Consider the following 12764-nt stretch of genomic DNA (forward strand, 5'->3'; position numbering starts at 1 on the left):
ACTGGGAAAACAAGAGCAGCGGAGCAAGCTCCGCTCTACACGAGCAAGAAAAGCAAAGCGGCTATCGGCTTGGAGACGGCCGAAAGATTTTGTCGAGCAAGGCGATCCAGAACGCCTCGGGCAGTTCCGCATCGGTCGGCACGCGGAAATAGCGTTCGGTGGCGAAGGGCGCGCATTTCACCGCGTCCTTTTCCGTCATCAACACCGGCAAGTCGCTGCCGAAGGCGAAATCCTCGGCCCGGTACGCGTGATGGTCGGGAAAAGCGTGCGGCACCACGGCGATGCCATGGCCGCGCAGCATGGCGAAGAAACGCTCCGGATTGCCGATGCCGGCGACCGCATGCACGCGCTGTCCGGCGAATCCCGCCAACGCCCGCGCGCGCCCGCCGAGCAGCGGCTGCGCTTGGTCCGAATGCAGCCGCATCGACCATTCGCCGAAGCCCGTTTCGCCGCCGTTGACCACCCTGAAATCGCACTCGGCGCCGCGTTCGGGCGGTTCGCGCAGCGGACCTGCCGGCAACAGGCGCCCGTTGCCGTAGCGGCGCGCGCCGTCGATCACTTCGATTTCGACATCGCGCGCCAAACGATAGTGCTGCAAGCCGTCGTCGCAGACGATCACGTCGCAACCGGCGGCCGCCAGCGCGCGCGCGCCGGCGGCACGATCGCGGTCGACCCGCACTTTGACGCCGCAACGGCGTGCGATGAGCACAGGTTCGTCGCCTGCCGCCGAGGCGTCGGTGTCGCGCTCCACCCACAGCGCGCGGCCCGCATCCTGCCGGCCGTATCCGCGGCTGACCACGCCGGGTTTGCGCCCGGCGGCGAGCAGCCTTTCCACCAATGCGATGGTCAGCGGCGTCTTGCCGGTGCCGCCCGCGGTGATATTGCCGATCACCACGACCGGCACGCCGACGCGGACGCGACGCAACCAGCCTTTCCGATACAGCCCGCGCCGCGCCGAAGCCAAGACGCCGAACAGGCCCGAGGCGAGTTTTGCGTGCCAGGGCGGCGCGCCGCCGTCGTACCACCAGACCGGCGGCTGTCGGCCGCTTCCGCTCATGCCTCGCCCGTGTCCGCGGCGTGCGCGGGTTCGCGGAACTGCATGCGGTGCAAGTGCGCGTACAAGCCGTCGCGCGCGATCAGTTCGGCGTGCGTGCCCTGCTCCACCAAGCGGCCGCGGTCGAGCACCAGCACCTGGTCGGCGTGCTCGATGGTCGACAAGCGGTGCGCGATCACCAGCGTCGTGCGGTCGGGCATCAGGCGCTGCAGCGCGTCCTGCACCAGGCGTTCGGATTCGTTGTCGAGCGCGGCGGTGGCCTCGTCCAAGATCAGGATCGGCGCGTCCTTCAGCATCGCCCGGGCGATGGCCAAGCGTTGCCGCTGCCCACCCGACAAGCGGCCGCCGTTCTCGCCGATGGACGAATCGACGCCGTCCGGCAATTTCTCGACGAACTCCATCGCGTTCGCGCCGCGGATGGCCTGGGCCAAAGCTTCCGGCGTCGCGCCGGCCATTTCGCCGTAGGCCACGTTGGCGGCGATGCTCTCGTCGAACAACATCACGTTCTGGCTGACCAAGGCGATCTGCCGGCGCAGGTCGGCCAAGGGATAGTCTTCGACCGGGTGCCCGTCGAGCAGGATCTGGCCGCTTTCCGGCGGATAGAACCGCGGGATCAGCTTGACCAACGTGGTCTTGCCGCTGCCGGAGCGTCCCACGATGGCAGTGACCGTACCCGGCCGCGCGGTGAAGCTGATCTTGTCCAATGCGGGCTCGATCTGGCCGACGTAGCGCGCGGTCACGTCGCGGAATTCGATCAAACCTTGCGCCTGCTCCAGCTTGCGCGTGCCGATGTCGGCTTCGTCGGGCGTGTCCAGCACGCTGAACAAGCGGTCTGCGGAAGACACGCCCCGCTGCAGCATGCTCTGCACGTTGGTGAGCTGCCGCAGCGACGGGATGATCGCCATCATCGCGACCATCAAACTGACGAAATCGCCGGCCGTCAGGCGCCCTTTGACCGCTTCGTGGCCGGCGACCAGCAACAGCACCGCCAACCCGATCGCACCCATCAATTGCACCAGCACCGAAGCCGAGGAGCGCGTGGTCTCCACCTTCAAGCTGAGCTGCAGGTTCTTCTGGGTGAGCGTGCGGTAGCGTTCCAGCTCGACTTTCTGCGCGCCGTAGATCTTGACTTCCTGCTGCCCGGTCAGCGCCTCGGCCGCGCTCTGCATCATCCGCGCCGCCCCCTCCTGGATGCGGTGGTTGATGTTGCGGTAGCGACGCCCGACCTTGTCCATCACGAAGGCCAGGACCGGACCCAAGATCAGGATCGCCACGGTGACCCGCGCACTGGTGTAGAGCATCACGGCCAGCATCGCCGCGGCCTGCAGGCCTTGGCTGACCATCACTTTCATCGCGTCCACGGCCGCTTGCGCGACTTGTTCGGTGTCGCCGCCCAGGCGGGTGAGCATCGAAGGCACCGTTTCCGAGTCGAAACGCGTGCCGGGCATGCGCAGATACTTGCCCAGCAGCAGGTTGCGCAAATCGCGCGACACGCTGCGGCCGGCGCGGGCCATGCAATAGTCGGTGACGAAACCGGCCACGCCGCGCGCGACGAACAGGCCGACGATGATCAGCGGCAGGCGCCAGCTGAGGTCGACGTTCTTCACGTTGAAGGTTTCGTCGATGATCGGTTTCATCAACGCAGTGAAATAGCCGCCCGCCGCCGCTTCGATGATCATGCCCAGCAGCGCCATCAGCAGCAACGGACGGTACGGCTGCGCGTACGCCAGCAGCCGCTTGTAGGTGGGCCAGGGGCCGACCTTGTCGTTCACCGGCGGGTCTCCGGCGCGGTCGCGATCATGATTTGGCGAAAGCCGAGCTGGCCCAGCGCGTCGTACGCCGTCACCACCGCTTGGTGCGGGGTGCGGCCGTCGGCGCGCAGCAGCACCGGCCGGTCGCGGTCGTTGCCGGCGACGTCCACGATGGTGCGCTTGAGCGATTCGACATCGGTACGCAGCGCTTCGCGGTCCTCGACGAAATAGCGGCCGTCGGCGTTGACCAGCACGCTCAATGTGTTCGGCTGGGTCTTGGGCGGCTCGCCCTTGGCCTGCGGCAGTTGCAGGCGCAGCACCGAACGCGTGTCGAAGGTGGTGGTGATCACGAAGAAGATGATCAACACCAGGATGACGTCGATCAACGGCACCAAGTTGATCTCGGGCTCGTCGTCGGCGCGGTGGTCGCGGATGCGCATCCCTGAGCGGCCCCGGTCAGGACAGGCCGGCGTGCGCGGCGGGCTGCGGCGCGGACGCGGTCGGCTGCAGTTCGGCGGGCACGGCGATCTGGCGCGTATCCAGCGTGTCCATCAAGCCGATCGCTTCGTGCTCCATCGCCACGATGTATTCGGCGATGCGGCCGCGGAAATAGCGATGGAACATCAGCGCCGGCACCGCGACGATCATGCCGGTGGCGGTGCAGACCAGGGCCTTGCCGATGCCGCCGGCGAGCTGGTTCACGTCGCCCACGCCGTGGTCGAGGATGCCCAGGAACATCTGGATCATGCCGACGACCGTGCCGAACAGGCCCAACAGCGGGCCTGCGGCCGCGATCGTGCCCAAGGTGTTCAGAAAGCGCTCCATCCGGTGGACCAGATGCCGGCCCACGTCCTCGACCCGCTCGCGGATCTCTTCGCGCGGCCTGTGCCTGACGTCCAGGGCGGCCGCCAGCAACGTGCCCAGCGGCGAGGTACGCCGCAACGAGTCGATATGGGCCGGGTCCAAGCGCCCGCGAGCAGCCCAAGCCCGCACCTCGTCGCCCAGTCCAGGCGGCAGCACGGCCTTGCGGCGCAGACTCCAGAAACGCTCGACGATGATCGCCAAACCCACCACCGTCAGCAGCAACAGCGGGATCATCGGCCATCCGCCCGCTTTGACCAGTTCCAGCACGCTCAACCTTCCGGCACTAGGGGCCGCGTCGATTCCTGGCGATAGGATACCCGCTCGCGCCGCCGGACCGCGTCCCAAAGCCTGGGGACCTGCCTGCGGCGAGCCGCCAGCGTGATGCCGTCCGCAGTCAGGCGGACCCGCAGAGCGCCGCTTTCGAAGGTCGTCGGCACTCCGGCGCCGGCTTCCTGCCAGCGCTCCACCACTCCCGGATTCGGATGCCCGAAGCGGTTGCTGTAGCCGGCCGACACCAGCGCGTAGCGCGCGCCCGTCGCCGCGACGAAGGCCGGATCGGACGAACCGCGGCTGCCGTGATGCGCCACCCAGACCACGTCGGCGCGCACGTCCGCGCGCGCCTGCCGCAGCAAGCGGCGCTCGATCACTTCGCCGATATCGCCGGTGAGCAGCGCGGCGCCGTGCGCGGTTTCGATCCGCAGCACGCAGCTGGCCTCGTTGCCGAGATACGGAAAATCCGGCGGCGGATGCAGGATGCGGAAACGCACGCCGTCCCAGCGCCATTCCGTGCCGGCCAGGCACGGCCGGGTTTGCGCCACGCGCGAGCCCTGCGGCGCCAGCGCGTCGGCGATCGGCAGCGAACGCCGCACCGCCTCCCATCCGCCGGCGTGATCGTTGTCGGCATGGCTGACGACGATCCGATCGAGCCTGCGCACGCCCAACGCGCGCAACGTGGGCAGCACCGCGCGTTCTCCCGCGTCGTAGCCGTCGCGCACCGCCGGCCCCATGTCGTACAGCAACGCATGCTCCGAGGTGCGCACCAGCACCGACAAGCCTTGGCCGACGTCGATCGTGGTCAGTTCCGCTTCTCCGGATTTCGGCAGACCGCGTTGCGGCCACAGCAGCGGCAACCACAGCAGCAGCGCCAGCGGCTTGGCCGGCGTGCCGCGCGGCAGCAACAGCCAAAACGCGCCCAGGCATGCCAGCGGCAAGGCATACCAAGCCGCCTCCGGCAATCCATAAGCCGCCACGCCCGTGTCGGCCAGCGCTTCGAACCAGGGCCAAGTCGCGTCGAACGCGCGCGCAGCCCAACGCCAGAAAAAAGCGCCCGTACCTTCGCACAGCGATTCCGCGCCCAGGCCCAGCAGCGATAAGGGCACGACCACCAAGCTCCACCACGGCACCGCCGCCAGGTTGGCCAAGGGGCCGGCCAACGACGCCTGTCCGAACAGCGTCGCGGACAACGGCAACAAGCCGAGCGTAGCGATGGCTTGCGCGCCGAAGAAATCGCGGACTGGACGGCGAACCGCTCCGGGATTGGGCGGCAAGCACCACAACAACCAAGCCACGCCGGCGAAGCTCAACCAGAAACCCGGCGCCAGCACCGCCAGCGGATCGGCGAAGAGCAACGCCATCGCCGCTAAGGCCAGCGATTCAACGCCGCGTTGCGGCCGGCGCGACCATCGCGCCGCGGCCACCACCGCGATCATCAGCGCCGTGCGCATCGTCGGCAGCGCAAAACCGGCGACCGCCGCGTACGTCAAAGCACCGGCCACCGCCGCGGCGCCGGCCGCATCCTGGCGCGGCAGACAGCGCGCCCAAGCGGGATGCAGACGCCAGATCGCGCCTGCGATCAGCGCGAAAAAACCAGCGACCAGGCCTACGTGAAAACCTGAGATCGCGATCAGATGAGTCAACCCGTTCGCACGCAGGACTTCCCAATCCCGATCGGCTAGCGCCTGCGTATCGCCCAAGGCCAAGGCGCGCACGAATTTCGACGACGCCTGCGGCACTTGCGCGGCGATCCGCCGGGACAAACGTTCGCGCCAGGCATCGATCCCGGCAGGCGGCGACAACGGCCGCGCGAGTCCGGGCTCGCGGACGTACCCCGTCGCAGCGATGCGTTGCGCCAAGGCATAAGCCTCGCTGTCGAAACCGCCCGGATTGCGCAGCCCGCGCGGCGCGCGCAGCCTGGCCCGAATGCGCCAGCGCGCGCCGGCGGCGAGCGCGGTGCGCGGCCCCGGCTCGGCGGCATCGAAATCGTCGTAACACGACAGCTGCACTTCCTTGCCGCGCAACGCCGGCGGCATTTCCGCGCCGGCGTCGACCCGCATCCGGAAGCGCGTGCGCCGCGGCTCGCTTTGCGGCAAGCCGACGATGCGGCCGCTCAGCATCCGCTCTTGATTCTCGAGCGCCTGCGGCAACTGCTGCGCCAAGCCGGCGGCGGCATGCAGACCTGCCAGTCCTAAACCCAGCGAGAAAGCGCCGGCCAAACGGTCGCCATGCAGCCAAGCGCCGAAACCGCAGGCGAAAGCGAAAGCTAGGCAAGGCCATGGCGGCAGCGCCGGCAACGACAAGCACGCGCCGATGCCGGCGAGAACCGCCAATGCCGCCGCGGGACCGAACAGCGGCCGCGGCGGCGTCTCGTCGAGGATGGATGCCATGCCGCCACTGTCCCGCTGCGCCGTTCGTCCGGACATCGGCGCCGCACGCGGCCGGCTGTCGGAAATACCTGGTCGGATTTAGCCGTGGTTAACCGGTGCTGGCTTTGAATCTTCGCCAGGCCATCGGGTCGCACACGACAGGGGGAACGGCATGCGCATCCGGACGATGGCGGTGTTCTTTTTGTCCGTCGCGGCCGGCTCCGCCGCCGCCCAGGAAATCCCCAACCGCTACATCGATTACGACGGCTTCGCCGCGCAAGTCGCCCGCGTCGGCGAGGCGCGGCAGCGCCACCGCGTCACCGAGGACGAGTTCATCCGCATGGCACGCGAGCCGGGCACGGTGATCCTGGATGCCCGCAGCGCCGAGAAGTACGCGCAGCTGCACGTCAAAGGCGCGAAGAACCTCAGCTTTCCCGACGTCACCGCCGAAGAGCTGGAAAAGATCATCCCGGACAAATCGACCCGGATCCTGATCTACTGCAACAACAACTTCCTCAACGCGCCGAGCGCCTTCCCTTCGAAGGCCATCACCGCTTCGTTGAACATCTACACCTATAACGTACTGCACAGCTACGGCTACGAAAACGTGTATGAGCTGGGGCCGCTGCTCGACATCCGCCAAGCCAAGATCGCGTTCGAAGGTACCGACGTCGGTCGCCAATGAATGCGAATTGTGGGAGCGGCTTCAGCCGCGAGCTCTTTCTTCGATTAGCGGCCCTGTGACGGGAAGAGCACGCGGCTGAAGCCGCTCCCACAAAGCGAGGCGAAAGCCGAAGATCAGACTTCTTCGGGCGCCAACTCGCGCAATTTGCCTTCGTGCAGCTCCAGCACCCGGTCCAGCCTGCGCGCCAGGCGGCGATCGTGGGTGACCATCACCAGGCTGGTCTTATGCGCACGGTTCAAATCGAGCATCAGTTCGAAGACGTGGGCAGCGGTCTTCTCGTCCAGGTTGCCGGTCGGCTCATCGCCCAGCACGCAAGCGGGACGGTTCACCAGCGCGCGCGCCACCGCCGCGCGCTGGCGTTCGCCGCCGGAGAGCTCGCCGGGCTTGTGTTCCAGGCGCTGGCCCAGGCCCACCGCTTCCAGCAACGCTTTCGCCCGCGACGTCGCGTCCGGGACCGTGGTGCCGTTCAACAGCACCGGCAGCATCACGTTCTCCAGCGCGGTGAATTCCGGCAGCAGATGGTGGAACTGGTAGATGAAGCCCAAGGCCTCGTTGCGCAGCTTGCCGCGCGCGGCATCGGACAAAGCCGACATCTTCTTGCCCGCGACATAAACCTCGCCCGCGGTCGGCGTATCCAACCCGCCGAGCAGATGCAGCAGCGTGCTCTTGCCCGCGCCGGAAGCGCCGACGATCGCCACCGTTTCCCCGGCGGAAACGCTCAGCTCCAAACCGTCGAACACGGGCGTGCGCAGCTTGCCTTCGGCGTAGGTCTTGGCCAGCGCTTCGGCATGGAGCACGGTCGATTTCAGGCTACTCATAGCGCAAAGCCTCCGCCGGCGCCGTGCGCGAAGCGCGCCAGGCGGGATAGATCGTGGCCAGGAAGCTCATGACCAAGGCGACGATGGCGATCGTCACCACGTCGCTGGTCTGCAATTCGGTCGGCAGGCCGGTGATGTAGTACACGTCCTCGGGCATCAACTGCACGCCGAACAGGCGCTCGATGCCGCGCAGGATGTGCTCCAGATTCAAGGTCAGCACGATGCCGCCGACCACGCCCATCACGGTGCCGATCACGCCGATCAAGGTGCCCTGCACCATGAAAATCTGCATCACCCCTTTCGGCGCCAAGCCCAAAGTGCGCAGGATCGCGATGTCGGCCTGCTTGTCGGTGACCAGCATCACCTGCGACGACACCAGGTTGAAGGCGCCCATCGCCACGATCAGCGACAACAGGATCGCCATCATGGTCTTTTCCAGCTTCAGCGCGCGGAACATGTTGGCGTTCTCGCTGCTCCAATCGCTGACGCGGTAACCGCCGCCGAGGCGTATCGCCAGATCGCGGGCCACGTTCCAGGATTGGTCGCGATCGTGCAGCTTGAGCCGCACGCCGGTCACGCCGTCGCCGGAGCGCGACAGCTTCTGCGCGTCGATCATGTTGACGACCGCCAGATTGCGGTCGTATTCCTGGTAGCCGGCTTCGAAGATGCCGCTGACGGTGAAGCGCTTCAATTGCGGCATCGCGCCCATCGGCGTGGCGCGCATGTCGGTGAGCACCACGACCTTGTCGCCCACGCGCGCGCCCAGCCACAGCGCCAACTCCTTGCCTAGGACGATGTTGAAGCTGCCCGGGCGCAGTTCGTCGAACCGGCCCTGCACCATCTTGTCGGCGATCACCGACACCTTGCCTTCTTCGGCCGGCAGCACGCCGCGGATCAAGGCCGGCTCGCGGCGCTCGGCGGTGATCAGGCCCTGGGTCTCGATGTACGGCGCGGCGCCTTCCACGCGCTTGTCCTGCATCGCCAAGGCGACCGCGTGCGGCCAACCTTGCATCATGTCGCCGCCGTCGGCGCTGACCGTCGCGTGGGCCACCATTTGCAGCATGCGGTCGCGGATTTCGCGCTGGAAACCGCTCATCACCGCCAAAGTCGTGATCAACGCGGCTACGCCCAAGGCGATGCCGAGGATCGACGCCAGCGAAATGAAGGAGATGAAGCCGTTGCGGCGTTTCGCGCGCAGGTAGCGCAGGCCGATGGCGACGGGGATGGGTTTGAACATCTTTTCCCTAAAGCGGGTTTCCTTGAGGCCGGGCCGTGCCCGGGCTGGCGCTATGGTGCCATCGAAGCCGCGGACGGCGAAGTCCGCGCCGAAGCCGCGGCCAGACGCAGTTCACGTCGGCGCGCCGGCGGCAGGGTATCCGGCCACCAGATCGCGTACCGGCGGCGCCCATCCGCATCGCGCCAGCGTACGAACGCCAGCGGACCGCGCCACGCGACCGTCGCTTCCCATGCGGGCGACCCGTCGACCGTCGCTTGCCTGTCGTTGCCTGGCCAAAACCAGGCCTGCAGCGGTTTGCGCGCCTCCGCTCGCGCGCGCCGAACGGCGTAAATCGCGGCCCCCGCCGCCAGCGGCCACGCCCATGCGCGCGGCATTTCCGAAGCCATCACGGCGAACGCGGCGAAAACGCCCAGCAGCAGGATCGCGCCGATCGCCCAACGGGATGGGCGCCAATCAAGCCGGCAGCTGACGGATCCGTTCGACCAACGCGGCGATTTCGGCATCTTCGGGAACGTCGTGGCCCATGAACCAGCGCCAGAGCTTATCGTCCTCGCAATCCAACAATCGTAGGAAGACGCCGCGACGCGCTTCGGAATCCTGCGGCCAGGCGCGGTCCAGATAGCGCAGCATCAATTGATCGAGTTCGCGCATGCCGCGCCGGCAGCGCCAGCGCAGGCGCTTGAGTTCGGCTTCGTCGCTCACGTCAGCAGCAGGAAGGCCAAATAGGCCCATAACAGCCACAGCACGACGCCGCCGGCCAGATACGCGACGAACCGGTGCATGACTTTGTTGTAGGTGCAGTGTATGGCGCTATGCGCGAAGCGCAGCGCTACGAACAGCCATGCCAGCGACAACAGCGCCGGCGTCGCCAATCCGGCGAACAGAGCGACCAGCGCCGCCGCGTAGAACAGGACGGGCAGCTCGAACAAGTTGCGCAGATTGTCCGCGACCCGGCTGTCGGTGAGCCGCGCCGCGGCCTGCGCCGAGGTCGCGACCGATTGCGGATGGATGCGCTCGCGCTTCATCTGGCCGATGCGCACCACGAACATGCGGCACCAAACCGCGAAGGTCAGGCCCACCAAAGCGAATACCGGCCACAGCATCGCCGTGCCCGACATGCCGGCTCAGCCCCTGCGCGCCAGCATCAACTGCTTGATCTCGCCGATCGCCTTGGCGGGATTCAATCCCTTCGGGCAAGTCCGCGCGCAATTCATGATCGTGTGGCAGCGGTACAGCTTGAACGGGTCTTCCAAGTCGTCCAGGCGCGCGCCGGTGTCCTCGTCGCGGCTGTCGACGATCCAGCGGTAGGCTTGCAGCAGGATCGCCGGGCCGAGGTAGCGGTCGCCGTTCCACCAATAGCTCGGGCAACTGGTCGAACAGCAAGCGCACAGGATGCATTCGTACAGGCCGTCGAGCTTGGCGCGGTCTTCCTTCGATTGCAGCCTTTCGCGGTCCGGCGGCGGCGCGCTCTGGGTGCGGATCCAGGGCTGGATGGAAGCGTACTGCGCGTAGAAATGGGTCAGGTCCGGCACCAGGTCCTTGACCACTTCCATGTGCGGCAGCGGATAGATCGGCACTTCGCTTTTGCCGCAGTCGTCGATCGACTTGGTGCAGGCCAGCGTATTGGTGCCGTCGATGTTCATCGCGCAGCTGCCGCAGATGCCTTCGCGGCAGGAACGGCGGAACGTGAGCGTGGGATCGATCTCGTTCTTGATCTTGATCAGCGCGTCCAGGACCATCGGGCCGCACGCGGCCATGTCCACCTCGTAGGTGTCCATGCGCGGATTGGCGTCGTCGTCCGGGCTCCAGCGGTACACCTTGAAGGTGCGCGGCTGCTTCGCGCCGGGGCTCGCGAAATGCTTGCCCTTCTGGACCTTCGAGTTCTTGGGAAGAGTGAATTCGGCCATGGCTCGGATCCGTCAGTACACGCGGGGCTTCGGCGGCACCACGGCCACCTCGTCGGTGAGCGTGTACATGTGCACCGGGCGATAGTCGATATCGGTCTTGCCGTCGTCGCCGACCCAGCACAGCGTGTGCTTTTGCCAGTTCTGGTCGTCGCGTTCGGGGAAGTCCTCGCGCGCGTGGGCGCCGCGCGACTCGGTGCGGTTTTCGGCCGACACGATCGTCGCCAGCGCCTGGCCCAGCAGGTTTTGCAGCTCGTAGGTCTCGATCAGGTCCGAATTCCAGATCAGCGAACGGTCGCTGACCTTGACGTCGGCGAACGAGGCGTGGATCTCGCGGATCTTCTTGACGCCCTGTCCCAGCGTTTCGCCGGTGCGGAACACGGCGGCGTCGGCCTGCATCGTGTGCTGCATCTCGTCGCGGATGACCGCGGTCGGCGTGCCGCCGTTCGCGTTGCGCAGCTTGTCGAGATTGGCGACGGCCTTGTCGCAAGCGTCGTCGGACAGTTTCGAATGGCCCTGACCCGGCTTGATCGTCTCGGCGCAGCGGTTGGCCACCGCGCGGCCGAACACGACCAGATCGAGCAGCGAGTTCGAACCCAGCCGATTGGCGCCGTGCACCGACACGCAGGCCGCTTCGCCGATCGCGTACAGGCCCGGCACCACCGCGTCGGGATCGCCGTTCTTCAGCTGCACCACTTCGCCGTGGTAGTTGGTCGGAATGCCGCCCATGTTGTAGTGCACGGTCGGGATCACCGGGATCGGCTGCTTGGTCACGTCGACGTTGGCGAAGATCCGCGCGCTCTCGGAAATGCCGGGCAGCTTCTCGTGGATGTCCTTCGGGTCGAGGTGGCTCAGATCCAGATGGATATGGTCCTTCTTCGGGCCCACGCCGCGCCCTTCGCGGATCTCGATGGTCATCGAACGGGACACCACGTCGCGCGAAGCCAGATCCTTCGCGTTCGGCGCGTAGCGTTCCATGAAGCGCTCGCCCTTGTCGTTGCGCAGGATGCCGCCTTCGCCGCGCACGCCTTCGGTGATCAGCACGCCGGCGCCGTAGATGCCGGTGGGATGGAACTGCACGAACTCCATGTCCTGCAGGCCCAGACCGGCGCGCAACGCCATGCCGCCGCCGTCGCCGGTGCAGGTGTGCGCCGAAGTCGCCGAGAAGTAGGCGCGGCCGTAGCCGCCGGTGGCCAGCACCACGCCGTGGGCGCGGAACAGATGCAGCGTGCCTTCGGCCATGTCCAAGGCCAGCACGCCGCGGCAGGCGCCGTGCTCGTCCATGATCAGGTCGAGCGCGAAGTATTCGATGAAGAAGCGCGCGTCGTGCTTCAGCGATTGCTGGTACAGCGTGTGCAGGATCGCGTGACCGGTGCGGTCCGCGGCGGCGCAAGTGCGCTGCGCGGTGCCCTTGCCGTAATGCGTGGTCATGCCGCCGAACGGGCGCTGGTATATGCGGCCGTCTTCGGTGCGGCTGAAGGGAACGCCCTGGTGTTCGAGTTCGATGATGGCCGGAATCGCTTCCTTGCACATGTATTCGATCGCGTCCTGGTCGCCCAGCCAGTCCGAACCCTTGATCGTGTCGTAGAAATGGAAGCGCCAGTCGTCCTCGCCCATGTTGCCGAGCGCGGCCGAGATGCCGCCCTGCGCGGCGACCGTGTGCGAACGGGTCGGGAACACTTTCGTCAGGCACGCCGTCTGCAGGCCCTTCTGCGCCAGGCCGAAGGTGGCGCGCAAGCCGGCGCCGCCGGCGCCGACGACGATCATGTCGTACTTGTGTTCGGTAATCGGGTAGGCGTTCTTCATGCG

13 protein-coding genes are annotated in these 12764 nt (G+C 67.0%); 1 reads left to right on the plus strand and 12 read right to left on the minus strand.

The window, feature by feature from the left end:
- Positions 1-61: 61 nt before the first annotated feature.
- From lpxK to FCE95_RS03690, 5 genes are read right to left on the minus strand one after another with little or no spacing between them, the layout of a single operon-like run.
- A complete protein-coding gene (lpxK, locus tag FCE95_RS03670; protein WP_137265621.1) occupies positions 62-1057 on the minus strand; it encodes a tetraacyldisaccharide 4'-kinase in 996 nt (331 codons plus the stop codon).
- Positions 1054-2826: a lipid A export permease/ATP-binding protein MsbA gene (gene msbA / locus FCE95_RS03675; protein WP_223266758.1), complete on the minus strand. Its 1773-nt coding sequence runs from the start codon at positions 2824-2826 to the stop codon at positions 1054-1056. The genes lpxK and msbA overlap by 4 nt, the downstream gene beginning before the upstream one ends.
- Positions 2823-3245 carry an ExbD/TolR family protein gene (locus FCE95_RS03680; protein WP_137265622.1) on the minus strand — a complete coding sequence of 141 codons (423 nt, stop codon included), beginning with the start codon at positions 3243-3245 and terminating at the stop codon, positions 2823-2825. The genes msbA and FCE95_RS03680 overlap by 4 nt, the downstream gene beginning before the upstream one ends.
- A gap of 16 nt (positions 3246-3261) precedes the next feature.
- Positions 3262-3936, minus strand: a complete 675-nt coding sequence (locus FCE95_RS03685; RefSeq protein ID WP_137265623.1) for a MotA/TolQ/ExbB proton channel family protein — start codon at positions 3934-3936, stop codon at positions 3262-3264.
- A gap of 2 nt (positions 3937-3938) precedes the next feature.
- On the minus strand, positions 3939-6332 hold the full coding sequence (locus FCE95_RS03690; protein WP_189644627.1) for a DNA internalization-related competence protein ComEC/Rec2: 2394 nt from the start codon (positions 6330-6332) through the stop codon (positions 3939-3941).
- A 151-nt stretch (positions 6333-6483) separates the two neighbouring features.
- On the opposite strand from FCE95_RS03690, the gene FCE95_RS03695 reads away from it, so the two are divergent.
- Positions 6484-6996 (plus strand): rhodanese-like domain-containing protein, encoded by a 513-nt coding sequence (locus FCE95_RS03695; protein ID WP_137265625.1) that lies wholly within the window; start codon positions 6484-6486, stop codon positions 6994-6996.
- Between the two features lie 113 nt (positions 6997-7109).
- On the opposite strand, the gene lolD is transcribed toward FCE95_RS03695, so the two are convergent.
- Genes lolD through sdhA form a run of 7 tightly spaced genes read right to left on the minus strand, consistent with a single transcriptional unit; the run spans position 7110 to position 12761 of the window.
- The gene (lolD, locus tag FCE95_RS03700) at positions 7110-7814 is read right to left on the minus strand and encodes a lipoprotein-releasing ABC transporter ATP-binding protein LolD (protein WP_137265626.1); all 705 of its coding nucleotides are present in this window, start codon (positions 7812-7814) and stop codon (positions 7110-7112) included.
- Positions 7807-9051: a lipoprotein-releasing ABC transporter permease subunit gene (locus tag FCE95_RS03705; protein ID WP_137265627.1), complete on the minus strand. Its 1245-nt coding sequence runs from the start codon at positions 9049-9051 to the stop codon at positions 7807-7809. Before FCE95_RS03705 ends, lolD begins: the two co-directional genes overlap by 8 nt.
- Positions 9052-9101: 50 nt before the next feature.
- Positions 9102-9554: a hypothetical protein gene (locus tag FCE95_RS03710; RefSeq protein ID WP_137265628.1), complete on the minus strand. Its 453-nt coding sequence runs from the start codon at positions 9552-9554 to the stop codon at positions 9102-9104.
- Positions 9505-9783, minus strand: a complete 279-nt coding sequence (locus tag FCE95_RS03715; RefSeq protein ID WP_137265629.1) for an FAD assembly factor SdhE — start codon at positions 9781-9783, stop codon at positions 9505-9507. Before FCE95_RS03715 ends, FCE95_RS03710 begins: the two co-directional genes overlap by 50 nt.
- Complete coding sequence (locus FCE95_RS03720; RefSeq protein ID WP_137265630.1) at positions 9750-10169, minus strand: MAPEG family protein; 420 nt, start codon at positions 10167-10169, stop codon at positions 9750-9752. The genes FCE95_RS03715 and FCE95_RS03720 overlap by 34 nt, the downstream gene beginning before the upstream one ends.
- 6 nt (positions 10170-10175) lie before the next feature.
- Positions 10176-10958, minus strand: coding sequence for a succinate dehydrogenase iron-sulfur subunit (locus tag FCE95_RS03725; RefSeq protein ID WP_137265631.1), 783 nt, complete (start codon positions 10956-10958; stop codon positions 10176-10178).
- A 12-nt stretch (positions 10959-10970) separates the two neighbouring features.
- Entirely contained in the window at positions 10971-12761 is a 1791-nt protein-coding gene (gene sdhA / locus FCE95_RS03730) for a succinate dehydrogenase flavoprotein subunit (protein WP_137265632.1), read from the minus strand.
- Positions 12762-12764: the final 3 nt, after the last annotated feature.

It is taken from the genome of Luteimonas gilva (genome assembly GCF_005239095.1).
Lineage (GTDB): Bacteria > Pseudomonadota > Gammaproteobacteria > Xanthomonadales > Xanthomonadaceae > Luteimonas_C > Luteimonas_C gilva.

Bases quoted from the DNA above. Each gene is read 5' to 3' on its own strand.
- lpxK (WP_137265621.1), bottom strand. From the start codon at position 1,057: ATGAGCGGAAGCGGCCGACAGCCGCCGGTCTGGTGGTACGACGGCGGC.
- FCE95_RS03680 (WP_137265622.1), bottom strand. From the start codon at position 3,245: ATGCGCATCCGCGACCACCGCGCCGACGACGAGCCCGAGATCAACTTG.
- FCE95_RS03690 (WP_189644627.1), bottom strand. From the start codon at position 6,332: ATGGCATCCATCCTCGACGAGACGCCGCCGCGGCCGCTGTTCGGTCCC.
- FCE95_RS03695 (WP_137265625.1), top strand. From the start codon at position 6,484: ATGCGCATCCGGACGATGGCGGTGTTCTTTTTGTCCGTCGCGGCCGGC.
- lolD (WP_137265626.1), bottom strand. From the start codon at position 7,814: ATGAGTAGCCTGAAATCGACCGTGCTCCATGCCGAAGCGCTGGCCAAG.
- FCE95_RS03705 (WP_137265627.1), bottom strand. From the start codon at position 9,051: ATGTTCAAACCCATCCCCGTCGCCATCGGCCTGCGCTACCTGCGCGCG.
- FCE95_RS03710 (WP_137265628.1), bottom strand. From the start codon at position 9,554: ATGCCGAAATCGCCGCGTTGGTCGAACGGATCCGTCAGCTGCCGGCTT.
- FCE95_RS03715 (WP_137265629.1), bottom strand. From the start codon at position 9,783: ATGGGCCTATTTGGCCTTCCTGCTGCTGACGTGAGCGACGAAGCCGAA.
- FCE95_RS03720 (WP_137265630.1), bottom strand. From the start codon at position 10,169: ATGTCGGGCACGGCGATGCTGTGGCCGGTATTCGCTTTGGTGGGCCTG.
- FCE95_RS03725 (WP_137265631.1), bottom strand. From the start codon at position 10,958: ATGGCCGAATTCACTCTTCCCAAGAACTCGAAGGTCCAGAAGGGCAAG.
- sdhA (WP_137265632.1), bottom strand. From the start codon at position 12,761: ATGAAGAACGCCTACCCGATTACCGAACACAAGTACGACATGATCGTC.